Annotated in this window: 21 protein-coding genes, 1 tRNA gene and 1 riboswitch; of the genes, 17 read left to right on the forward strand and 5 right to left on the reverse strand. The window is 68.6% G+C overall.

Translation table 11 applies throughout. From position 1 onward, the window contains the following. Positions 1–225: 225 nt before the first annotated feature. From J7E89_RS10405 to J7E89_RS10420, 4 genes are all read left to right on the forward strand, one after another. Positions 226–1200, forward strand: coding sequence for a glycosyltransferase family 2 protein (locus tag J7E89_RS10405; protein WP_214971676.1), 975 nt, complete (start codon positions 226–228; stop codon positions 1198–1200). Further along, on the forward strand, positions 1197–1655 hold the full coding sequence (locus J7E89_RS10410) for a GtrA family protein (protein WP_308315425.1): 459 nt from the start codon (positions 1197–1199) through the stop codon (positions 1653–1655). Before J7E89_RS10405 ends, J7E89_RS10410 begins: the two co-directional genes overlap by 4 nt. Before the next feature lie 71 nt (positions 1656–1726). Next, positions 1727–2374, forward strand: coding sequence for a SurA N-terminal domain-containing protein (locus J7E89_RS10415; protein ID WP_214971680.1), 648 nt, complete (start codon positions 1727–1729; stop codon positions 2372–2374). A gap of 49 nt (positions 2375–2423) precedes the next feature. Next, positions 2424–3413, forward strand: coding sequence for a nucleoside triphosphate pyrophosphohydrolase (locus J7E89_RS10420; protein WP_214971684.1), 990 nt, complete (start codon positions 2424–2426; stop codon positions 3411–3413). Between the two features lie 26 nt (positions 3414–3439). Here the strand turns inward: J7E89_RS10420 and J7E89_RS10425 are convergent, their stop codons facing one another. The 3 genes from J7E89_RS10425 to J7E89_RS10435 form a co-directional block, all read right to left on the reverse strand. Further along, the gene (locus J7E89_RS10425) at positions 3440–4009 is read right to left on the reverse strand and encodes an SMI1/KNR4 family protein (RefSeq protein WP_214971686.1); all 570 of its coding nucleotides are present in this window, start codon (positions 4007–4009) and stop codon (positions 3440–3442) included. Between the two features lie 89 nt (positions 4010–4098). Beyond that, a complete protein-coding gene (locus tag J7E89_RS10430) occupies positions 4099–4569 on the reverse strand; it encodes an NUDIX domain-containing protein (protein WP_214971689.1) in 471 nt (156 codons plus the stop codon). A 4-nt stretch (positions 4570–4573) separates the two neighbouring features. After that, on the reverse strand, positions 4574–5314 hold the full coding sequence (locus J7E89_RS10435) for a helix-turn-helix transcriptional regulator (RefSeq protein WP_214971692.1): 741 nt from the start codon (positions 5312–5314) through the stop codon (positions 4574–4576). Between the two features lie 117 nt (positions 5315–5431). On the opposite strand from J7E89_RS10435, the gene J7E89_RS10440 reads away from it, so the two are divergent. From J7E89_RS10440 to J7E89_RS10490, 11 genes are all read left to right on the forward strand, one after another. Then, positions 5432–5647 carry a hypothetical protein gene (locus tag J7E89_RS10440; RefSeq protein WP_214971694.1) on the forward strand — a complete coding sequence of 72 codons (216 nt, stop codon included), beginning with the start codon at positions 5432–5434 and terminating at the stop codon, positions 5645–5647. A 235-nt stretch (positions 5648–5882) separates the two neighbouring features. Then, positions 5883–7154: a cytochrome P450 gene (locus J7E89_RS10445; protein ID WP_214971696.1), complete on the forward strand. Its 1272-nt coding sequence runs from the start codon at positions 5883–5885 to the stop codon at positions 7152–7154. Positions 7155–7266: 112 nt separating this feature from the next. After that, positions 7267–8223 (forward strand): transglycosylase family protein, encoded by a 957-nt coding sequence (locus tag J7E89_RS10450; RefSeq protein ID WP_214971699.1) that lies wholly within the window; start codon positions 7267–7269, stop codon positions 8221–8223. 268 nt (positions 8224–8491) lie between these two features. Next, a riboswitch (cyclic di-AMP (ydaO/yuaA leader) is annotated at positions 8492–8666 on the forward strand. Positions 8667–8669: 3 nt separating this feature from the next. Then, positions 8670–9356: a transglycosylase family protein gene (locus tag J7E89_RS10455; RefSeq protein WP_214971702.1), complete on the forward strand. Its 687-nt coding sequence runs from the start codon at positions 8670–8672 to the stop codon at positions 9354–9356. Between the two features lie 226 nt (positions 9357–9582). After that, entirely contained in the window at positions 9583–10869 is a 1287-nt protein-coding gene (gene eno, locus J7E89_RS10460; RefSeq protein ID WP_214971705.1) for a phosphopyruvate hydratase, read from the forward strand. Between the two features lie 94 nt (positions 10870–10963). After that, positions 10964–11443, forward strand: coding sequence for a septum formation initiator family protein (locus J7E89_RS10465; RefSeq protein WP_214971707.1), 480 nt, complete (start codon positions 10964–10966; stop codon positions 11441–11443). Positions 11444–11495: 52 nt separating this feature from the next. Next, positions 11496–12029, forward strand: a complete 534-nt coding sequence (locus J7E89_RS10470; protein ID WP_214971710.1) for a DUF501 domain-containing protein — start codon at positions 11496–11498, stop codon at positions 12027–12029. A gap of 142 nt (positions 12030–12171) precedes the next feature. Further along, positions 12172–13113 carry a Ppx/GppA phosphatase family protein gene (locus J7E89_RS10475; protein ID WP_214971714.1) on the forward strand — a complete coding sequence of 314 codons (942 nt, stop codon included), beginning with the start codon at positions 12172–12174 and terminating at the stop codon, positions 13111–13113. A gap of 369 nt (positions 13114–13482) precedes the next feature. Then, positions 13483–14880 (forward strand): NAD(P)/FAD-dependent oxidoreductase, encoded by a 1398-nt coding sequence (locus J7E89_RS10480; protein ID WP_214971716.1) that lies wholly within the window; start codon positions 13483–13485, stop codon positions 14878–14880. 240 nt (positions 14881–15120) lie between these two features. Continuing rightward, entirely contained in the window at positions 15121–16440 is a 1320-nt protein-coding gene (locus J7E89_RS10485; RefSeq protein ID WP_214971718.1) for a cyclopropane-fatty-acyl-phospholipid synthase family protein, read from the forward strand. A 188-nt stretch (positions 16441–16628) separates the two neighbouring features. Continuing rightward, a complete protein-coding gene (locus J7E89_RS10490) occupies positions 16629–17822 on the forward strand; it encodes a phospholipase D-like domain-containing protein (protein WP_308315426.1) in 1194 nt (397 codons plus the stop codon). Between the two features lie 64 nt (positions 17823–17886). Here J7E89_RS10490 and J7E89_RS10495 read toward each other — a convergent pair whose 3' ends face one another. Both J7E89_RS10495 and J7E89_RS10500 read right to left on the reverse strand, forming a co-directional pair. Further along, on the reverse strand, positions 17887–20415 hold the full coding sequence (locus J7E89_RS10495) for an ABC transporter permease (protein ID WP_214971720.1): 2529 nt from the start codon (positions 20413–20415) through the stop codon (positions 17887–17889). Positions 20416–20475: 60 nt separating this feature from the next. Further along, on the reverse strand, positions 20476–21252 hold the full coding sequence (locus J7E89_RS10500; RefSeq protein WP_214971722.1) for an ABC transporter ATP-binding protein: 777 nt from the start codon (positions 21250–21252) through the stop codon (positions 20476–20478). 444 nt (positions 21253–21696) lie between these two features. Here J7E89_RS10500 and J7E89_RS10505 point away from each other — a divergent pair. Next, positions 21697–21781: transfer RNA gene (locus tag J7E89_RS10505), tRNA-Leu, on the forward strand. A 219-nt stretch (positions 21782–22000) separates the two neighbouring features. After that, positions 22001–23191: a cytochrome P450 gene (locus J7E89_RS10510; RefSeq protein ID WP_214971724.1), complete on the forward strand. Its 1191-nt coding sequence runs from the start codon at positions 22001–22003 to the stop codon at positions 23189–23191. Positions 23192–23244 lie beyond the last annotated feature (53 nt).

A 23244-nucleotide genomic window follows, 5' to 3' on the forward strand; every position in this document is an offset into this window, starting at 1 on the left:
AGCCGGGAGAGCACTTCAATGCCCCCGATACCCAATAAGCCAGCATGTGACGGAAAAAGAGATCTCAATGACACTGCGGCCGCCTAAAAACGCACAAAACCCGGTGAGTTCACGCATTGGTTGCCGACACGACATGTGGAGAGTTGGAGTCCGCCATATCCGGCGGTTGTTCTTCGCTGAGCCGACTGCCCAAACCGAGAACCGCGCGACCACCGGGGGAGAGCCGTGCTCATCTCAATTGTCGTCCCGTGCTACAACGAAGAGGCGATTGTCCGCCGCTTCCACGAGCACGTGACGGAAGAACTCGGCAGCCTCGGCCACCCTGTCGAACTGGTCTATGTCGACGACGGAAGCAAGGACCGTACGCTCGCGATCCTCCAGGAGATCGCCGAGACCGACCCGCGCACGCGCTATGTTTCCTTCAGCCGGAACTTCGGCAAGGAGGCGGCGATGCTGGCCGACCTGCGCAACGCCTCGGGCGACGCGGTCGTCATCATGGACGCCGACCTCCAGCACCCGCCGTCCCTGGTCCGCCGGATGGTGGCGCTGCACGAGCAGGGCTTCGATCAGGTCGTCGCCCGCCGTACCAGGACGGGCGACCGGGTCACGCGTACGCTCACGGCCCGGGCGTACTACCGGCTCATCAACCGCCTGGTCGACGTCGAACTCGTCGACGGCGTCGGTGACTTCCGCATGCTGTCCCGCCGCAGCGTCGACGCCGTACTCGAACTCACCGAGTACAACCGGTTCTCCAAAGGCCTTTTCGCCTGGGTCGGATTCAGCACCGTCACCTTCGAGTACGAGAATGCCGTACGCGAGGAAGGCCGCTCGAAATGGACCTTCTCGAAGCTGCTCAACTACGGACTCGACGGTCTCATCTCCTTCAATGACAAGCCGCTCCGGGCAGCGCTCTATCTCGGCCTGCTGCTGGTCGCCGTGGCCATGGCGTATTCGACGTGGATTGTCGGTGTCGCCCTCGTGAACGGAGTGGAAACCCCCGGCTATGTGACGCTGCTCGTCGCCGTCACCGCGCTCGCCGGAGTCCAGATGCTGATGGTCGGCGTGGTCGGCGAATACGTCGGCCGTATTTATTACGAGGTGAAACGGCGCCCGCACTTCCTCGTGCAGGCGACGAACGTGGAGCCGGCGTCCGCCACCGCGTCGCCTCTGACCGAGAGCCGGGAGCTGGTACGCCGGTGATCCGCCGCCAGCTGGTCAGGTTCGCCCTGGTGGGAGTGGTGAACACCGGAACGTACTACGCCTGCTACTTGCTGCTCCTGCCCTGGCTGCCGTACGTCGCCGCGCACGTCCTGGCCTTCGCCGTCAGCATGACGGGCTCTTTCTTCCTGAACTGCCGCTTCACCTACAACACGCGGCCCACGTGGCGGAAATTCCTGCTCTTCCCGCTCACCAACGCCGCCAATTTCGTGATCACAACGAGCGGCGTCTATCTCCTCGTGGACGTCCTGCGCCTCAACAGCACGTACGCCCCGCTGATCGCCGCGTCGGCCGCGATCCCGGTCACTTTCGTCGTCTCCCGCACGATCATGCTGGGCGGACCCGTACGGGTTTCCCGGTCCTCCCGGGACAGCGCATCCACGAACACGAACGAATCGTTGGGCGAATCAGTGGCCCGGACCACTCCGACTGCCTAACATCGATCACCGCAAGGTCGTTCGTCGCACTGTCGTTGCTATGCCGCACGATCACCGCCGGGAGGCACCCTTTGCACCGCCGCCGTCGCACCGCGCTCTCCGTCTCCGCCGCGCTTCTGATCGCGTCGCCGCTTCTTGCCGCGTGCGGCAATGAGGCGCATCCAGGAGCGGCGGCCGTCGTGGGCGGCGGCCGTATCGAGGTCTCCGCGCTCCAGTCGCAGGTCAAGGACGTACGCCAGGCCCAGCAGACATCGCCGCAGGCCGCCCAGCTCATCGGCTCGACCGGGCAGCTCGGCCGCGCCAAGCTCTACGACCTCATCGTGGACAAGATCGTGCAGCGGGCCGCGGACGACGCGGGTGCGACCGTGAGCCGCAAGGAGATCCAGAAGGCGCGGGCGGACGCGGTCGAGCAGGCGGGCGGCGAGGAGCAGCTGGCCGCGATGTACCTCCAGCAGCGCGGCGTCGCTCCGGACCAGATCGACGACGCCCTGCGCCGGGACGTCCTGGTCGGCAAGCTCGCCGCGAAGATCGGCGCGACGAACACCCCGGAGGGCCAGCAGAAGGTGAACGAGGCGTTCGTCGCCGCGTCGAAGTCGCTCGACATCGACGTCAACCCCCGGTATGGCACGTGGGACGACGAGAAGATGGAGCTGGGCGACTACAAGGCGCCGTGGATCACCCAGGTGACGAAGGAAGCGGCGCCGGAGGCGGGCGCGTAGCAGGAGGGCTGGCCCCCGGGCTGTCGTACCGCCGAGGTACGTTCGACACGTGACCAGCGAAGCATCCGCATCCGAGCCCGGCCGTATCGTCCTCCTCACCGCCAGCCACCGCGTCGCGCCGGGGCTCCTGTCCTGGCCCGCGTGGCAGACGCTGCGGGCGGCGGACCTCGTGCTGTGCGCCGACGCGGCTCACCCGCAGCTGCCGTACCTGCGCGAGGCGGGGGTCACCGTCGAGCACGCCGCGCCGACCGCCCAGGAGCTGCTGGACGCGTGCGAGGGCGGCCGCACCGTGGTCGTCCTCCCGTCCGGCGAGGGCGACCAGGCCCTCACCGACGGGCTTGCCCGCCTGGCCGGCTCGGGCCGGGTCCAGATGCCCGACCTGGAGCTGCTGCCCGGCTCGTACGACCTGCCGGGCGCGCGCCTCCTCGACCTGGTCCAGGTGATGGACCGCATCCGCCTCGAATGCCCGTGGTCCTCGCAGCAGACCCACAAGGGACTCGCGAAGTACGGCATCGAGGAGGCGTACGAACTCGTCGAGGCCATCGAGGACGGTGACCGCGAGGAACTCCGGGAGGAGCTCGGCGACGTACTTCTCCAGGTCGTCTTCCACGCGCGTATCGCCCAGGAAGGCCGCCCGGAGGACGGAGCCGAGCCCTTCTCGATCGACGAGGTCGCCGGCACCATCGTCGACAAGCTCATCCGCCGCCACCCGCACGTCTTCGGCGACGACACCGCCGAGACCCCCGAAGAGGTCAAGGCGCACTGGCTGCGGACGAAGGCCGACGAGAAGCAGCGCGACTCGGTCACGGACGGCGTCCCCCTCGGCCAGCCGGGCCTCGCCCTCGCCGCGAAGCTCTCCTCCCGCGTACGCACCGCGGACCTCGACGTCCCCCTCCCGGCGGGCGAAGGCATCGGCTACGAACTGCTGGCCATGGCGGTACGGGCGGAGGCGTCCGGCGTCGACCCGGAAGCGGCCCTGCGCGCCGCCGCGCGCGCGTACCGCGACGCGATCCGCGCGGCGGAGGGCCACACCGACTAGGCGTTCTTGGAGTCCTCGCTGGGGCGTCATCCCCAGCCGGGCGGCAACAAGCTCCAGGATTCCCGCTTGATCCAATTGCCGAACTCGATCGGCTGCGCACCGCCGCTGTGATCGAGGGACAGCGGAACGATCAGACCGCACGTGGCCCGCCCGTCCCACCACACCGTGCCGGCCAGCGGGCCTGTAATCACCAGCAGCGTGAAGAATCCGCAGCCGTGGTCCCCTGCGATCACGGCTCCTGCTGTCTTCCGGTCTTCGAATTCCTCGCACTCCGCGTCCCAGGCATTCCAGGCGTCCCCGTAAGACCGCTGGTCGGGGAAGTCCTGGGCCTGAGGCTCGCGCGCATCCAACTCATCATCGGCGTCCGCATAGGAGTCGGGGTGGGGGAAGGGGACGGACAGCAGTTCGCGTCGCGTCGCGCTGTTCTCGGCCCACCACCAGCCCCGCTCCGTCCGCTCGAGCCGAAACACGGCTCCGCCCGCGCTGACCTCCAACAAGTAGGCGCGGTATTCGTCCGGGAAGGAGACCCTGAGCTGCCGCTCAGCCTCAGCCACCTCCGCTTCGGTCAGTGGCTGTGGCATCGAAGGGCGCTTCATGGGAGCGAGCCTAGACACGGGGGATCATGCCGTGCCACGAGGTTTGTCCGGCACTGGTCCAAAGGAAACGGCCCAGTTCCGCTGATTCCTCATCCCAGGTACGGCGCTGATCGTTTCTCGAGGAAGTGCTGGAGCCGGAGACGCTGTGTGTGGTGCATGGGGAGCGAGTCGAGTTCCGCCGCCGGTACGAAGCGGAGCTCCGTGGACTCGTCCGAGATGGCGAGCGTCCCTCCGGTCACCCGAGCCGTGAAGCAGACATTGAACTGGCGGCGTACTTCGCCGTCGCTGTAGGCGATGACGTGGCGGGGATCGGTGTAGGTGCCGACGAGACCTGTGATCTCCACGTCCAAGCCGGTTTCTTCCTTCACCTCCCGCACGGCCGTCCCGGGCAGCGAGTCCCCTATGTCCATGCCGCCTCCGGGCAAGGCCCACAGATCGTTGTCGCGGCGGCGCTGAAGCAGGATGCGCCCGGCGTCGTCCGTGACGACGGCGGAGGCGGCGACGATGAGGCTGTTGGGCTTCGGGGCGTGCGGATCGTCGTAGTACTCGGTCCGGGACATGGGGTCAACCTTCCACTGCTCGGGCGGTGGCCCAGACGGCGTCGAAGCTTTCGGTGTAGGTGGTGAACATGCCACCGTTGCCGTTGCGCCGCAGATGCCAGACCGGCGCCGCGTAGGCGTTCACCCCCCAGACATGGCTGTTCACCAACATCTGGTCATCGGCGCGGTACACGCTGTTGTAGAGAGTGGTCCCGTGCGTCCGCAGCTCACTACCGGCCACGTCGGCCAGCGGCCGGTAGTGCATCAGGGCAAGACGACAACGTGACTCGATGCCGTGCCCGAAGCGCTCTTCCGCTCCCCGCTGCTGGACGTTGGGACTGTCGGCGTCGCCAAGGGCGACGCGGATGGTGCACCCCTCGACGGCCCGTTCCCGCAGCAGTTCGTTCAGCCGTGGGTACGCCTCATGAAGGAACACGGCGGCGTACACCAGCAGGTCGATATGTTCCTGAGCCCGGGTGATCAGGTCTGCGAACGCCGATACGGGGAGGTCTGCCCGCTGGTCGTACAGAGCGACCAGTTCCGAGCTGACGGCCCGTGCCGCGCGGGGCTGCCGAAGCGCCGGCCAGAGTGCGTGCACGTCTTCCCCCAAGGTTTCAGCAGCCTGTAACGCCGTTGTACGCCGTGGCGTCCGACCAAGGTTGATCCACCGTTCTACGGACTTGGGGTCGACGTCCAGCACTGCCGCAAGGGCCGCGTGTGTCCATCCCCCAGCCGCCATGACGGCTCGCAGTCTTTCGTTCTGCATGTGAGTGTCCCTCCCCGAGTGCGGACGCCGATAGGGACGTTTTATTCCCACTGGGACGTCCCGAAGTGGGGTTTTGGGGAGGTTCCCACGTCCTGGTGACAGCCGGAACATCGATCCATGGTCACCAAGGGCAAGACAACAGCGGATGACGCGCTCAAAACCGGCAGACTTGCGGCGGAGCGCCTGGCTGCCGCGCTCAAAGCGGCAGGCTTCACGCTCCCGAGTCTCACTGGCGATTTCCCAGTCATGGACAGAGCCATGGTCCAGCTCGGCGGACTCTGTGCCGAGGACGCCTTCCGACTCGCCCAGTGGGTCGGGGAGCGGACCCGGTGAGCGCCGCAGCCGACGGCGCTGAACCTCGCTCTCTCATGACAATGCGCGTCAGCCGCGACAGCGGGCGCACATACGGACCGACACGTTAGTGTGTGCAGGTGACCTCTCGGTGATCCTGGACAACCCCTTCCGGTTTCCGCCATGTGAATGCACCCGCTGTTTGCCGGACGGAGCGGGTACGGCTGGACCCGCTCAGCCGTCCAGTGGCTGAAGGCGAAGGGATACGGTCGACGGCGTGCCGCACCACCAGAACACTCCCGAACCCGCGTCCGAGGGCCCCGTGCCCGAACTCTTCACCTGGGAGTTCGCCACCGACCCCTACCCGGCGTACGCCTGGCTGCGGGAGCACTCGCCCGTGCACCGGACGGTGCTGCCCAGTGGGGTCGAGGCGTGGCTGGTGACGCGGTACGCCGACGCGCGGCAGGCGCTCGCCGATCAGCGGCTCTCCAAGGACCCGGCCCACCACGCCGGCTCCGCGCACGCCAAGGGCAAGACCGGCATTCCGGGCGAGCGCAAGGCCGAGCTGATGACGCACCTGCTGAACATCGACCCGCCGGACCACACACGCCTGCGGCGACTCGTATCGAAGGCGTTCACGCCGCGCACTGTGGCCGAGTTCGCGCCGCGCGTGCAGGAGCTGACTGACCAGCTCATCGACAGGTTTGCGGCGGAGGGCAGCGCGGATCTCATCCACGACTTCGCCTTTCCACTTCCCATCTACGCGATCTGCGACCTGCTCGGCGTACCGCGCGAGGACCAGGACGACTTCCGCGACTGGGCGGGGATGATGATCCGCCACGGCGGCGGGCCGCGCGGGGGAGTGGCCCGGTCGGTGAAGAAGATGCGCAACTACCTCGCCGAACTCATTCACCGCAAAAGGGAAGAACCGGGTGACGACCTCATCTCGGGCCTCATCCGCGCCAGCGACCACGGCGAGCACCTCACCGAGAACGAGGCGGCGGCGATGGCGTTCATTCTGCTGTTCGCCGGGTTCGAGACGACCGTCAATCTGATCGGTAATGGTGTGTACGCGCTCCTGCGCCACCCGGAGCAGCGCGAGCGCCTCCAGCGCGCGCTCGCCGAGGGGGATACGGAGCTGCTCGCCACGGGAGTGGAGGAACTCCTGCGCTACGACGGGCCGGTGGAGCTCGCCACGTGGCGGTACGCCACCGAGCCGCTGACCCTGGGCGGCCAGGACGTCGCGGCCGGCGACCCCGTGCTTGTCGTACTCGCCGCCGCCGACAGGGACCCCGAGCGCTTCAGTGAGCCGGACACGCTCGACCTCTCGCGCCGCGACAACCAGCACCTCGGCTACGGGCACGGCATCCACTACTGCCTCGGTGCGCCGCTGGCGAGGCTGGAAGGGCAGACCGCTATCGCTACGCTCCTGCGGCGCCTGCCCGATCTGCGACTTGCGGTGGAACCTGCCGATTTGCGGTGGCGTGGCGGCCTCATCATGCGCGGACTGCGCACCTTGCCCGTGGAGTTCGACGCCGAAACAAGGTGACGCTACGTCAATTCGAGACCTTCACGTGATCTACGCTGCATCGACTTGTAACAAACGTTCGAGTACGGCTACGTTCACCGTCAACCTCAGCCGTCACTCGAAAGGCCACCGCATGCGCTCCGGGAACGGTAAACACCGCCGCCCCCGTCAGGCTCCAGCTCTCGTCGTCGCGGCAGGAGTCGCCGGATCGGCCATCGCCATCCCGCTGCTCGGCGCGACCGGCGCGAACGCTGCCGAAGCCACGACCTGGGACCGCGTCGCCGATTGCGAGAGCGGCGGCATGTGGAGCGCCGACCTCGGTAACGGCTACTACGGCGGGCTTCAGTTCTCCCCGGAGAACTGGCAGAAGTTCGGCGGTACGGCGTACGCACCGCGCGCCGATCTCGCCAGCCGCTCCCAGCAGATCCAGGTGGCGGAGAAGGTGCTGGCCGAGCAGGGGCCGCAGGCGTGGCCGAGCTGCGCGCTCATCTCCGGCCTGACGGAGGGTGACGACGCCGCCCCGGGCGACGGTGCGAGCGCCGAGCCGACCGCCGAGCCGACCGCCGACGCGACTGCCGAGCCGAAGACCGACACGTCGACTGCGACGCCGGAGAGTTCCGAGACCCAGGAACCGGCCGACGCGACGACCGAGGCGCCCGCCGGGGCCGACGGTGACAGCGTCAAGATCGACGAAGGCGACAAGGGCGAGTCCGCGACGCCGTCCGAGGACGCCGAGACGTCTGACGACCCCGAGACCCCCTCTTCGGAGACCGCCTCGCCCACCCCCGAGGAGGGCACCTCCAAGGGCAAGCACCGCGGCGAAGAGGCCCGGGAAGCTGACAGTGCCATATCCGGCGATCCGGGCATCGGGCGCGAATCGGGGCGCCATGCCTCCCGAGGTGACGGATCGACACGTGACGCCGCCAATGCCGACGGGGAGTACACCGTCCGCGCCGGTGACAACCTCTGGGCCATCGCGGACGCGCACGACGTGAGTGGCGGCTGGGCTGCGCTCTATGCCGCGAACGAGAAGACCGTCGGCTCCGACCCGGACCTCATCGTCCCTGGCCAGCGCCTCGATCTGGGCTGATTTCGGGGGGTAGTTCGGGCCGCTATGTCCAGTTTGAAGCAAGTGAGACAAGGGTCTCTTTGCCCCAACTGGCGGGCGCGGCCCGGACGGTCCGCCCGTTCCGCCCCTGACCTGCGTGGATGTGGGTCAGGTAAGGGCACGGAAGGGCGATATCTCCCTGATGGGCCTCTTTGAACATCAAGGGCTCATGTGTTTACCGTCAGACCGCTCGCCACCGCGGGCCCCGTCGACCGTCACGCCGAATCCTGCCGTCGGTCGGGGGGAACTGACGCGTAAAGCGCCGTAGGCAGGAGCGGGGGACCCAGGTAAGCGCCGGGCCCGGACGTCGAAAGACGAACGGAACCGGCTTGGGGTTAAGCCACGCGACGCAGGTCGTCGTGCGGCCGGGCACTCACTTGGCCCGAACCCGACAGCTCACCTCGTAGGCGTCGGTGAGGAGATGTCGCATGCTGTTTTCCAGCAAGGCCAAGCACCGTGCCCCGTCCAAGGCCATGCGTTTCGCCGCGTTCGCCGGTGTCACCGGCGCCGCTGTCGCCGTCCCGCTGATGGGCGCGACATCGGCCTCCGCCGCTTCCGTCGAGACCTGGGACGCTGTCGCCCAGTGCGAGTCCGGCGGCAACTGGTCCATCAACACGGGCAACGGCTACTACGGCGGCCTGCAGTTCTCCGCGTCCAGCTGGGCCGCGGCCGGTGGCACGCAGTACGCCCCGACCGCCGACAAGGCGTCCAAGGCGCAGCAGATAGCCACCGCCGAGAAGCTCCTCGACATGCAGGGCCCGGGTGCCTGGGCCTGCGCCGGTGCCGGCGGCCTGACCAACGACGGCGTCGACCCGGGTGTCGACATCTCCGGTTCCTCGGAGAAGCAGGAGCAGGCCGCCCCGCGCGCCGCCGAGCAGCCCGCCTCGCGCAGCGAGGTCCGCTCCGACCCCAAGGCCGAGACCGCGAAGCCCGCCGCGCCCAAGAGCATCAAGAAGGGTGACGGCGAGTACAAGGTCAAGACCGGCGACACTCTCGGCAAGATCGCCGAAGCGAAGAAGGTCAAGGGCGGCTGGGAGAAGCTCTTCGAGCTGAACAAGGACATCGTCAGCGACGCCGATGTCATCTACCCGGGCCAGCAGCTGCACCTCGGCTGACCCGGCGACACCCCCACACCACCCCGGCCCGGCGCGCTCCCCCGTACGCGCCGGGCCGGGGTTCTGCCGTACTGACCAGAAGAGTTACGTCCGCTATTGCGGGTATTCGGACCTCTTCTTGTCCCAGGGGGCGGGCGAACGGCCGACCGATGGCCCCGAGCCGGTTAGGCTCTTGTCGCAAGGCCAAAGTGACCCTGCACCCCATAGCGTCACATCCCAGAAGGAGATGCTCGTGCCGTCCATCGACGTCGTCGTAGCCCGGGAAATCCTGGACTCCCGAGGCAACCCCACGGTCGAGGTCGAGGTCGGCCTCGACGACGGCAGCACCGGTCGTGCTGCTGTTCCGTCCGGTGCCTCCACCGGAGCGTTCGAGGCCATTGAGCTTCGCGACGGTGACCCGAACCGCTACCAGGGCAAGGGTGTCGAGAAGGCCGTCCTCGCCGTCATCGAGCAGATCGGCCCGGAGCTCGTCGGTTACGACGCCACCGAGCAGCGCCTGATCGACCAGGCCATGTTCGACCTGGACGCCACCGAGAACAAGGCATCCCTCGGCGCCAACGCCATCCTCGGCGTCTCCCTCGCCGTCGCGCACGCCGCCTCCGAGGCGTCGGACCTGCCGCTCTTCCGCTACCTCGGCGGCCCGAACGCGCACCTGCTGCCCGTTCCGATGATGAACATCCTCAACGGTGGGTCGCACGCCGACTCCAACGTCGACATCCAGGAGTTCATGATCGCGCCGATCGGCGCCGAGTCGTTCTCCGAGGCCCTGCGCTGGGGCACGGAGGTCTACCACACCCTCAAGTCCGTCCTGAAGACCAAGGGCCTGTCCACCGGCCTCGGCGACGAGGGCGGCTTCGCCCCGAACCTGGACTCCAACCGCGCCGCGCTCGACCTCATCCTCGAGGCCATCCAGCAGGCCGGCTACATCCCGGGCGAGCAGATCGCGCTCGCGCTCGACGTCGCCGCGTCCGAGTTCTACAAGGACGGCTCGTACGAGTTCGAGGGCAAGTCCCGCTCGGCCGCCGAGATGACGGAGTACTACGAGGAGCTCGTGGCGGCGTACCCGCTCGTCTCCATCGAGGACCCGCTGTTCGAGGACGACTGGGCCGGCTGGAAGGTCCTCACCGACAAGCTGGGCACCAAGGTCCAGATCGTCGGCGACGACCTCTTCGTCACCAACCCGGAGCGCCTGGCGCGCGGCATCGAGGAAGGCGCCGCCAACTCGCTGCTCGTGAAGGTCAACCAGATCGGTTCGCTGACCGAGACCCTGGACGCCGTCGAACTGGCGCAGCGCAACGGCTTCAAGTGCATGATGTCGCACCGCTCCGGTGAGACCGAGGACGTCACCATCGCCGACCTCGCCGTCGCCACCAACTGCGGCCAGATCAAGACCGGCGCCCCGGCCCGCTCCGAGCGCGTCGCCAAGTACAACCAGCTCCTGCGCATCGAGGAGATCCTCGACGACGCGGCGGTGTACGCGGGCCGTTCCGCCTTCCCGCGCTTCAAGGGCTGACACCACAGCACAGCCAGTCGTACGTACGTCCCCGGCCGCGGTCCCGTACCGTGTCCGGGGACGTACGTGCGTAACGGCAGGGGAGGCGGGAGACATGGCCGGGAAGGACCGGGACCGGTTCTCCACTGCGACCAGGATTCGGCTGCTCGGCGAGCAGACCGCCGCCCGTGTCTACCGCTCGCAGACCCGCCGTCAGGCCCGCCGCTCCCGGCTCACCGGCCGGGCCGCGCTCCTCGTCCTGGTGCTGTGCTCGCTGGTCGTGGCCCTCGCGTACCCGATGCGGCAGTACGTGTCGCAGCGCGGCGAGATCGCCGACCAGCAGCAGAGGATGCGGGAGGCCGGCCGACGCGTCGAGGAGCTCCGCGACGAGAAGGCCCGGCTCAAGGACGACGCGTACATCGAGCGCCTCGCCCGCGAGCACCTTCACCTCGTACGGCCGGGGGAGACGGGCTTCACCGTCTACGATCCCGATGCCCGCGACAGGCGCCGCGACGACCAGGGCGGCGCCGACCGGCCCTGGTACAGCAACCTCTGGGACGGCGTCGACAAGGCCGACCGTACGGGCAACCAGTAATCACCGTTCACCGTTCACCAGTCACCACCAACACGAAGGCACGAACGCACGCATGGACGCCGCACCCCCGACCACCCCGCGCACCGAGCCCACCGAGGCGGACATCGCCGCGTTCAAGCTGCAGCTGGGCCGCCCGCCGCGCGGACTGCGCGCCATCGCGCATCGCTGCCCGTGCGGACAGCCGGACGTGGTCGAGACGGCCCCGCGTCTGGAGGACGGCACGCCGTTCCCGACGCTGTACTACCTCACCTGCCCGCGCGCGTCCGGCGCGATCGGCACGCTTGAGGGCTCGGGCCTGATGAAGGAGATGCAGGACCGGCTCGCCGAGGACCCGGAGCTGGCCGCGGCCTATCGCGCGGCGCACGAGGACTACATCCGGCGCCGGGATCTGATCGAGGTCCTGGAGGGCTTTCCCAGTGCGGGCGGCATGCCGGACCGGGTGAAGTGCCTGCATGTTCTGGTCGGTCACGCGCTGGCAGCGGGCCCTGGCGTGAACCCGTTCGGGGACGAGGCGCTCGCGCTGCTGCCCCAGTGGTGGGCGAAGGGGCCGTGCGTGACGCCGGGCGAGGCCCCCGCCGAAGGCTGATTTCCCCTACCCGCCCCTTCCCGAAGCCGCGGCGCTGCCCCAGACGGAGGGTGCAGCCGAATCCAGCCCGTCCGGGGGCTTGCCCCAGTTCGAGAAGGGGCGGGGTGGGGAACAAAACCCACGACCACCACCAGGAGCACGCATGACTCGCGTAGCCGCCATCGACTGCGGTACCAATTCCATCCGGCTGCTCGTCGCCGACGCCAACCCCGTGACCGGCGAGCTCGTCGAGATCGACCGTCGCATGCAGATCGTCCGGCTCGGCCAGGACGTCGACCGCACCGGCCGCCTCGCGCCCGAGGCGCTGGAGCGTACCTTCGCCGCCTGCCGCGAGTACGCCGAGGCCATTAAGGCCCACGGCGCCGAGAAGACCAGGTTCGTCGCCACCTCCGCCTCCCGCGACGCCGAGAACCGGGACGAGTTCGTACGCGGCGTCCTCGACATCCTGGGCGTCGAGCCCGAGGTGATCACCGGTGACCAGGAGGCCGAGTTCTCCTTCACCGGCGCGACAAAGGAACTGGCGGGCCGCGAGGACCTGACGGGGCCGTACCTCGTCGTGGACATCGGCGGCGGCTCCACCGAGTTCGTCGTCGGCGACGGCCACGTGCGGGCCGCCCGTTCCGTCGACATCGGCTGCGTACGGATGACCGAACGCCACCTGACGCGCGACGGCGTCGTCACCGACCCGCCCACGCCCGGCCAGATCACCGCGATCCGCGCCGACATCCGCGCCGCTCTCGACCTCGCGGAGGAGACGGTGCCGCTCCGCGAGGCGCACACTCTCGTCGGGCTCGCGGGTTCGGTGACGACCGTGGGCGCGATCGCGCTGGGCCTTCAGGCGTACGACTCGGAGGCGATCCACCACTCCCGCGTCCCGTACGAGCGGGTCAAGGAGATCACCGGCGACCTGCTCGCCGCGACCCACGACGAGCGGGCCGCGATCCCCGTCATGCACCCGGGCCGGGTCGACGTCATCGGGGCCGGAGCGCTCGTACTGCTGGAGATCATGGAGCGGACCGGGGCCCGGGAAGTCGTGGTCAGCGAGCACGACATCCTCGACGGAATCGGTTGGTCCATCGCCTGAGCGTCGCCCGCTCAACGCCTCAGCGAAGAACTTCGTGAAGTTCTTCACAAGGAATTGGGGCCTCTCGGCCTACGAATCTGGGTCCAGAGCCCCTTTGGAGCCTCAACTAGGCGGTGCCGATCGCTTTTCGGACCGCTCCGGGAGCGTTACGCCGGTGTGAACCGGGCCCGGAGCCGACCGGTGGTACACCCCCCGAAATCCCCCGTGCGTCCAGCTCACGGGGGGTTTTCAACGTCCGCCCGTACACCGTGGTTCCCCCGCCGCGCCATGACCTGTGTCACGTGGGCGGCGGAGTGTAGCAGAGGTACTCAAGGAGCTTGTGAAGGGGCTCACGAGCCACCCCCCTCCGAGGGGTGGATACTCGATGGCATGAGCACCACGGAGCGTCCCAGGATCCTCGTAGTAGGCGGTGGGTACGTAGGCCTGTACGCAGCACGACGCATCCTCAAGAAGATGCGGTATGCGGAAGCGACCGTCACGGTCGTCGACCCGCGCTCGTACATGACGTACCAGCCCTTCCTCCCCGAAGCTGCCGCCGGCAGCATCTCGCCGAGGCACGTCGTCGTACCCCTGCGACGCGTCCTGCCCAAGGCCGAGGTGCTCACCGGTCGGGTCACGACCATCGATCAGGACCGCAAGGTCGCCACCATCGCGCCGCTCGTCGGCGAGGCTTACGAGCTGCCCTTCGACTACCTCGTCGTCGCGCTCGGCGCCGTCTCCCGCACCTTCCCGATCCCCGGCCTGGCCGAGCAGGGCATCGGCATGAAGGGCGTGGAGGAGGCCATCGGCCTCCGCAACCACGTCCTGGAGCAGCTCGACAAGGCCGACTCCACGACCGACGAGAACGTCCGCCGCAAGGCGCTGACCTTCGTCTTCGTGGGTGGCGGCTTCGCCGGCGCCGAGACCATCGGCGAGGTGGAGGACATGGCCCGCGACGCGGCCAAGTACTACACCAGCGTCAAGCGCGAAGACATGCGCTTCCTGCTCGTCGACGTGGCCGACAAGATCCTTCCCGAGGTCGGGCCCGAGCTCGGCAGGTGGGGCAAGGAGCACCTCGAGGGCCGCGGCATCGAGGTCTACCTCAAGACCGGCATGGACTCCTGCGTGGACGGCCACGTGGTGCTGAACAACGGCCTCGAGGTCGACTCCAACACCATCGTGTGGACCGCCGGCGTGAAGCCGAACCCGGCTCTGGCCCGCTACGGCCTGCCGCTCGGCCCGCGCGGTCACGTGGACACCCGGACGACGCTCCAGGTTCAGGGCTCGGACTACATCTGGGCCGCGGGCGACAACGCCCAGGTCCCGGACGTCGCCGCCCGCAAGGCCGGCGTCGAGAACGCCTGGTGCCCGCCGAACGCCCAGCACGCGCTGCGTCAGGCCAAGGTCCTCGGCGACAACGTGGTCTCCGGCATGCGGGGCTTCCCGCAGAAGGAGTACAGCCACGCCAACAAGGGTGCGGTCGCCGGTCTGGGCCTGCACAAGGGCGTCGCGATGATCGTCATGGGCAAGATGAAGATCAAGCTCAAGGGCCGTCTCGCCTGGTACATGCACCGTGGCTACCACGGTCTGGCCGTGCCCACCTGGAACCGCAAGATCCGCGTCGTCGCCGACTGGACGCTGGCGATGTTCCTCAAGCGCGAGGTCGTCTCGCTCGGCGCCATGGAGACTCCGCGCGAGGAGTTCTACGAGGCCGCTAAGCCGGCCCCGGCCCCGGCCGCTGCCAAGGCGGGCGCGCCCGCCGGCAACGAGAAGGCCAAGGCATCCTGAGGCTCCAGCGGTAAGCACGCTCCAGCGGTAATCAGTACGCAGTAACGCAGCCCGAAGGGCCGCCCGCCATCCGTGGTGCGGGCGGCCCCTTCGGCGTTCTCCGCGACGGGCCGGGTGCATGTAGACGCCACTCGCTTTGCTGATCCATTGCCCGCCATCGGGATGCTGCGAGACACCCGTCGGTGTTATCTCTGGTGAACGCTCAGTAATCCGGGCAATACTGTCACGGAGGTGTGCACCATGGCTGACGCCGCCCTGCGGCTGACCACGCTTGCCGAGGAACTCCTCGGGACTCCACTACCTGTCCGTATCCGCGCCTGGGACGGAAGCGAATCCGGCCCGGCCGACGCTCCGGTCCTCGTCGTCCGAAGCCGCCGTGCGCTGCGCCGCCTGCTGTGGAAGCCCGGTGAACTCGGTCTGGCCCGTGCGTGGGTGGCCGGTGAGATCGACTTCGAGGGCGACCTGTACGAGGCCCTCGACCGCATCGCCGGACTGCTCTGGGACCGCGGCGCCGAGACCAAGTCCGCCATCCACCCGGTGCGCGACCCCCGTGTGCGCGCCGCCGCCCGCGGCCTGCTGGCCCTCGCGGGCCCCTGGCCGCCGCCGCGCCCGCCCGCCGAAGAGGTCAGACGTCGCACGGGGCCGCTGCACACCAAGCGCCGCGACAAGGAAGCGATCAGCCACCACTACGACGTGGGCAACGACTTCTACGGGCTGGTGCTCGGCCCGTCGATGGTCTACTCGTGCGCGTACTTCGACGATTCCCCCGGGTCCGTTGGGGGGTCGACCCTCGAAGAGGCCCAGCACGCCAAGCTCGACCTCATCAGCCGCAAGCTGGCGCTCAAGGAAGGGACGCGGCTGCTGGACGTGGGCTGCGGCTGGGGCTCGATGGCCATGCACGCGGCGCGCGAGTACGGCGCCCACGTCACCGGCATCACCCTCTCCACCGCGCAGGCGGCGTACGCCCGAAAGCGCATCGCCGACGAGGGCCTGACCGACCGCATCGAGATCCGGGTGCAGGACTACCGGGACGTCAGGGACGGTCCGTACGACGCCATCTCGTCGATCGGGATGGCAGAGCATGTCGGCTCGGTCCAGTACCGGGCGTACGCCGACGACCTGTTCGCCCTGCTCAAGCCCGGCGGCCGGCTGCTCAACCACCAGATCGCGCGGCGCCCGGAGCCGAACGAAGAGGCGTATCACGTGGACGAGTTCATCGACGCGTACGTCTTTCCGGACGGCGAGCTCGCGCCGCTCGGCCGGACCGTGGGGACGCTGGAGGAGGCTGGCTTCGAGGTCCGTGACGTCGAGTCGATTCGTGAGCACTACGCCCTGACGCTGCGTCAGTGGGTCGCCAACCTGGAGGCGAACTGGTCGGAGGCGGTACGGGCGACCTCCCGGGGGCGGGCCCGCGTCTGGCGGCTCTACATGGCGGCCTCCGCGCTCTCCTTCGAGCGCAACAAGATCGGCGTCAACCAGGTCCTCGCCGTACGGCCGGGGGAGGACGGCGCGTCGGGTATGCCGCTGCGTGCCCGGACCTGGGATCCGGCGGTCCGATAACGGCCCGATTGTGACTTTCTAACCCCTTTGGTGGCTGGATACGTTCAGCACTTCGGGCTCGGCGAGCGAGGCGGGAGCACAGGATCTGACCGGCCTGTGCCCCGCCTTTTCGCGTGCCCGCAGTGTCATGAATGCGTCACGAAGCAAGGGGGACCCACTTGTTCCGCCTCAGAAGGACGTGGCTGCCTGTGCTGGCAGCCACTCTCATGACCACCGCCCTGCTGTACGCCCCGGAAGCCTCCTCCGCACAGCCTGAAAGCCGCCCGGCGGCCGTCGCGACGAGCGCCACCTTCAACGACCCCGCCGGAACCACGGCCGAACAGAGCAGGATCCGCGACCACATCACCGGCCTGGTGAAGCAGGCCGCGGCGGGCACCTCGATCACGGTGTCGATGTACACCTTCACCGAGGACGCCGTCGCCGACGCGCTCGTCGCCGCCGAGCGGCGCGGCGTTTCGGTCAAGGTGATCCTCGACCGGACCTCCGCCACCATGACCGGCGGCGAGTACAACACCCTTGCCACCGGGCTCGGTACCGACCGTACGAAGTCGTCGTGGGTGCTGGCCTGTCCGGCGGGGCGCGGCTGCATCGGCACGCGGGTGCTGTCCGGCGACGCGAACGGGCCGATCAACCACAACAAGTTCTTCCTCTTCTCCTCGGTGGGAGGGTCGGACAACGTGGTGGTGCAGACCTCGGCCAACATGACCAACACCCAGCGCACGGACCTCTTCAACAACGCGGTGACGATCGCCGACGCCGGGCTGTACGGCATCTACCGGGCGTACTTCGCCCATCTGCTGAAGTACGGGACGTCGGCGAGCGGGCTGAGCCACTACTACAAAACGCCGTCGAGCGGTGCGTACAAGGCTTACCTCTTCCCGCGCCGGGAAGCCTCGGGCACCGAGTACAACAACAACGCCTCGACCGACACCATCAAGCTGATTCTCGACAACGTCAGCTGCACGGGCGGCACTCAGGTCCGGATGGCGGCGAACCTCTTCACGCGGGACGAGGTCGCCAGGAAGCTCGTGTCGCTGAAGACTGCGGGCTGTTCGGTGCTCCTTGCGCACCACGGGGCGCCAGGCTCGGTGAGCGCGCCCGTCGAGACGGCCGTCTCGGGCAAGCTGACCGAGCGCGTGCGGTGCTACGAGGACCGGGGGTCCGGTCGGCCCAGGGTGGGCCTGCACTCCAAGTACCTGCTGATCGACGGCACGTACGCCGGTGCGGCGGACCGGCAGCTGGTCTTCACCGGCAGCCACAACTACACGTACCCCGCGCTGCGGGCCAATGACGAGACCCTGCTGAAGATCGACAACGCGACGCTCTTCGGCCAGTACAAGACGAACCACGCCCGGCTGATGAGCTACTGCAAGGGCTCCTGACACACGGCGAAGGGCCGGCCCCCGGTGGACCGGCCCTTCGTCAGGCATACGTGCGTCCCGCTGCCTACTCGGCCTTGATGGCGTCGAGCATGTTCAGCTTCGCCGCGCTGCGCGCCGGCCACATCGCCGCGAGTACGCCGACCACCGCGGCCAGCAGCAGGAAGATGCCGATCCGGTCCCACGGCACGACCAGGGCGTAACCCGGGACCGAGTCCTTGACCGTCTGGCCGATGGCCCAGCCCAGGAACGTACCGAGGCCGATGCCGATCACCGCGCCGAAGACCGAGATGACCACGGCCTCCAGCCGGATCATGGTCTTGACCTTGCGGCGGTCGAGGCCGATCGCCCGCAGCATGCCGATCTCCTGCTGACGCTCGAAGACGGACATCGCCAGGGTGTTGATGACGCCGAGCACCGCGATCAGCAGGGCCATGCCCAGCAGCCCGTACATGATGTTCAGCATCGTGTTGATCACGCCGCCGAACTGGTTGCGGATGTCCTGCTGGTCCATCACGCTGATCGCCGGGTTCTGCCCCAGCGCGTCCACGAGCGCCTTCTCGTTCGCCGCGCTCGCGCCGCCGTCCGTCTTCACCCAGATCTCGCGGATGTACGGCTTGGCCTCGTGCTTGTTCACCGTCTTCTGGTCGATCAGGATCGGCGAGAGGAATTCATTCGCCTTGTACGTCGCACCGACCGTCAGCTTCGACTTCTTGCCGTCCGCGAACTTCACGGGCACGCTGTCGCCGACCTTCAGGCCCCGGCTCTTCGCGGTCTTGTCGTCGACCGCCATGTCGCCCTTGGCCAGCGAGTCCAGCGAGCCGGAGACCGGCGTGACGTTGATGACCTGCTCGAGGTCGCCCGGCGTGACACCGGAGACCGCGGCCCACACACCCTGCAGCTCGAAGTCGGCGGCCGTCTGCGGGGAGACCGCCGATACGCCGGGCGCCTTCTCCAGCGCGCTGAGCGCGGAGCTGTCCAGCGAACCGCCGTTCGCCATCGTGAACATGTAGTCGGCCTTGATGTTGTCCGTGGTCATCTTGTCGACGGCACGGCCCATGGTGACGCCGAGCACGGACAGTCCGGTGACCAGGGTGAGGCCGATGGCGAGCGCGGAGGCGGTGGCTCCGGTACGCCGCGGGTTGCGCACCGCGTTCTGGCCCGCCAGCGTGCCGGACACCCCGAAGAGCTTGCCGATCAGCGGACGTACGAGCGCGATCACCGGACGCGACAGCAGCGGGATCAGCACGATGATGCCGATCAGCGCGAAGAAGGCACCGGCCCCGATGAGCATCCGGCCGTCCTTGCCGACCACGGCGCCGCCGAGGATGCCGGCCGCGCCCAGCAGCGTGATGAAACCGCCGATGGAGTTCCGTACGACGAGCGACTTGGTGGTCGCGACGGCGTGCACGCTGCTCATCGCCGCCACCGGCGGGATCTTGGCGGCCCGGCGGGCGGGCAGCCAGGCGGCGAGCATCGTGACCAGCACACCGACCGCGAAGGCGGCGGCGATCGCGGTGGGCGAGACGATCAGCGGACCGGCCGGCACCTTCGCGCCGAAGGCGGACATCGCCGAGCGCAGCCCGGTCGCGAGCCCCAGACCGAGGGCGAAACCGACCACCGACGCGATCGCGCCGACGACCATCGCTTCGAGCAGCACCGAGCGCTTGACCTGGCGGCGGGAGGCGCCGACGGCGCGCATCAGCGCGAGTTCCTTGGTGCGCTGGGCGACCAGCATGGTGAAGGTGTTGGAGATCAGGAAGATGCCGACGAAGAGCGCGATCGCGGCGAAGCCGAGCAGTACCTGGTTGAGCGCGCTCATGCCCTCCTCGATCATCTCGGCCTGGTCGTCGGCGAGCTCCTTACCCGTCTGGGCCTCGGCGCCCTCGGGCAGCAGCGGCTTCACGGCGTCGAGCAGCTGCTGCTCGGACGTGCCGGAGGCGGCGGTGATGGTGACGTCCTTGAAGTGGCCGGGCGTCAGGTAGAGCTTCTGGGCGACAGGGGTGTTGAAGAGCACCAGCGAGCCGCCGGCGTTGACCTGGCCGTCCTCGGTGATGAAGACACCGGAGAGGGTGTACTCCTTCACCGGCCCGTTGGTCGCGACCCGCACGGTGTCACCGGTCTTGTACTTGCCCTTGTCGGCCGTGGTCTTGTCGAGGGCGATCTCGCCGGCCTTCGCCGGACCCGAGCCGTCGGTGAAGTCGTAGGCGGCATCCTTGCCGTCCTTCCCCGGCTCGAAGTTGGCGCCGGTGTTGGACCAGCCGTTGCCGATCAGCTTGCCGTCGGGGTCGGCGACGCCGGCGAAGCCGGAGACGCGCCCGGTGGCGGCGGCGACACCGTCCAGGCCCCGGATCTTCTCCAGGGTCCGGGCGTCTATGCCCTGTTCCTTCTTGCTGTTCTCGGAGTCCGGGTACGTCGTGACCGCTACGGCGACGTCTTTGTAGCTCTTCGCCGACTGGTTGCTGAAGGCGTTGGAGAGGGTGTCGGTGAAGACCAGGGTGCCGGACACGAAGGCCACGCCGAGCATTACGGCGAGCACGGTCATCAGCAGCCTGGCCTTGTGCGCGAGCACATTGCGCAGGGCGGTACGGAACATTTCTGTCAGTCCTGGGGTGGGGGCGGCCGGATGGGAACGAACGGGGCGGTCAGCCAGTGATCAGCTGGTGCGGCCCCTGGCGTCGAACTCCTTCATCCGGTCGAGGACGCCGTCCGCGGTCGGGTTCAGCATCTCGTCGACGATCCGGCCGTCGGCCAGGAAGATCACGCGGTCCGCGTACGACGCGGCTGCCGGGTCGTGCGTCACCATGACGACGGTCTGGCCGAGCTCGCGCACGGAGTTGCGCAGGAAGCCCAGGACTTCGGCGCCCGAGCGGGAGTCCAGGTTTCCGGTCGGCTCGTCGCCGAACATGATCTCCGGCCGGCTCGCCAGGGCGCGGGCCACGGCGACGCGCTGCTGCTGGCCGCCGGAGAGCTGGGCGGGCCGGTGGCTCAGCCGGTCGGCCAGGCCGACCATGCCGATGACCGTGTCCAGCCACTCCTTGTCGGGCTTGCGGCCCGCGATGTCCATCGGCAGGGTGATGTTCTCGGCGGCGGTGAGCGTCGGCAGCAGGTTGAACGCCTGGAAGATGAAACCGATCTTGTCCCGGCGCAGCTGCGTCAGCTGCTTGTCCTTGAGGGTGCCCAGCTCGGTCTCGCCGATCCGTACGGAGCCGGAGCTGAAGGAGTCAAGACCCGCGACGCAGTGCATCAGCGTCGACTTGCCGGATCCGGACGGGCCCATGATCGCGGTGAACTCACCCTGGCGGAAGTCCACCGTGACCCGGTCCAGAGCGACCACCTGGGTCTCGCCCTGCCCGTAAACCTTTGAGAGCTCCGTGGCGCGTGCGGCCACCGCGGTGGCGCGGTGGGCGGTGGCGGTGGGGGTGGTGGTCACGAGAGGGCACTCCTGTCGGGGACGTTTAAAGGGACTCCTTCATGGTCCCGTCCGATCGGCGCCCGCGGATCAGCCCTCGTGCCCGTTCCCGTGGCCGTCTTGAGTCGCATCGCCGGGCACGCCCGTCCTCCTTTGGTATGACGCCGTCCCTGAGGCCGTCCCGGAGTCGGGGCAGGCACGGCAAGGGCACCGCCAGGGCGCAGCAAGGGCGCGCCCAGGGCCTGGCAAGGACCGCGGACAGCGGCGCGGGCAGTCGAGTTTCCGCCTTTCCCGTACGCGGCCCTTTGCGCCCGCCCACCCCGCCCGGCATGTGCCGACAGCCCATTCGTGCACTGACACACTCTCAGGCGCCAATAAAATAAGACAACATCAGCCCGGCGTTCCGCTGTACGGGGGAAGCGTCCGGATAGGCTCTGACCCGCGAATTGTGGAGCCGCGCACCTTGCCCGGATGGTGGAATGCAGACACGGCGAGCTTAAACCTCGCTGCCCCTCGGGGCGTGCCGGTTCAAGTCCGGCTCCGGGCACCACGCACGGCCGATGGGCCGCCCGACCAGTGACCGGCGCCAGGGCGGCCGCCGCGAGCCGATCGTGCACCGGTGACTCGGCCCCGGCCGGGCGCGCCCCCCATGTGAGCGCCTGCGCCGATGACATGGCGACTACGCCCTGCATGACCTCGATGACGCTGGGTGACCGTACGGGAACCGTCCGTCGCACGGTCGCGGCCTACGGCGAGAGGTGTGCCCATCGTGGTGACGCAGCAGCGGCCGATTCCCTACCCCTTCCCCCCGTCCAGACTCGAAGTCCATCCGCGATACGGCGAACTGCGCGACCTGCCGCTCGCCCGGGTGCGACTGCCCTACGGCGAGGGTGCCTGGCTCGTCACCCGGCACGCCGATGTGAAGACAGTCCTCGCCGACCAGCGCTTCAGCCTGGCCGCCGCTGTGGGGCGGGACCAGCCACGGTTGCGGTCGATGACCCGCGACGGCGGCGGGCTGTTCTCCAAGGAGCCGCCCGAGCACACCCGGCTGCGCTCCCTGGTGGCCAAGGAGTTCGGCGCCCGCCGCGTCGAGGGCCTGCGGATTCGTGCCAGGGAAGTCGCCGACGGGCTGCTGGACGCCATGGAGGCGAAGGGAGCCCCCGCCGACCTGGTCGACGACTTCGCGATCCCGCTGCCGACCACCATCATCTGCGAACTGCTCGGCGTGCCCGGCGCCGACCACCGGCGGCTCTGGGGCTGGGCGCAGTCCGTCCTCTCCAACACCTCCTCCGAGCAGGAACTGATGACCCGGGGCAAGGAGCTCTTCGGCTACCTCGCCGGCGTGCTGGAACTGCGCCGCCGCGAGCCGGGCGACGACGTACTGAGCGGACTGGTCCGGGCCTGCGACGAGGACGAACAGATCACCGAGACGGAACTGCTCGCCCTCACCTGCGACCTGCTCATCGCCGGCTTCGTGAGCACGACCAATCAGATCGGCAATTTCTTCTACCAGTTACTGGCCGACCCCGCCGACCTCGCGCGCCTGAGGGACAACCCCGAGGCGATCCCCAAGGCGGTGGAGGAGCTGATGCGTTACGTGCCGCTGCTGGTCGGCTTCACCCTTCCCCGGTACGCCACCGAGGACGTCGAGCTGGGCGGCGTCCTCATCCGGTCCGGTGACGCGGTGCTGGTCGCCACGGCGGCCGCCAACCGGGACCCGGAAATCTTTCCGGACCCGGAGCAGCTCGTCCTCGACCGCCCCGTCAACCCCCATGTCGGGTTCGGGCACGGCGTGCACTACTGCATCGGCGCGCACCTGGCGCGGCTCGAACTGCAAGTGGCCCTGGAACGCGTACTGCACCGGATGCCCGGCCTGCGGTTCGCCGTCCCCGAGGACGAACTGAGCTGGAAGACCGACGCGATGATCATCGGCCTGAACGCGCTGCCCGTCAGCTGGTGAACGGCAAGGCAACTCACGAGCCCGAGGAGGCCCCACGATGGCGCGTTTGAAGC

This window comes from Streptomyces sp. ISL-100 (assembly GCF_018614615.1).
Taxonomy (GTDB): Bacteria; Actinomycetota; Actinomycetes; order Streptomycetales; family Streptomycetaceae; genus Streptomyces.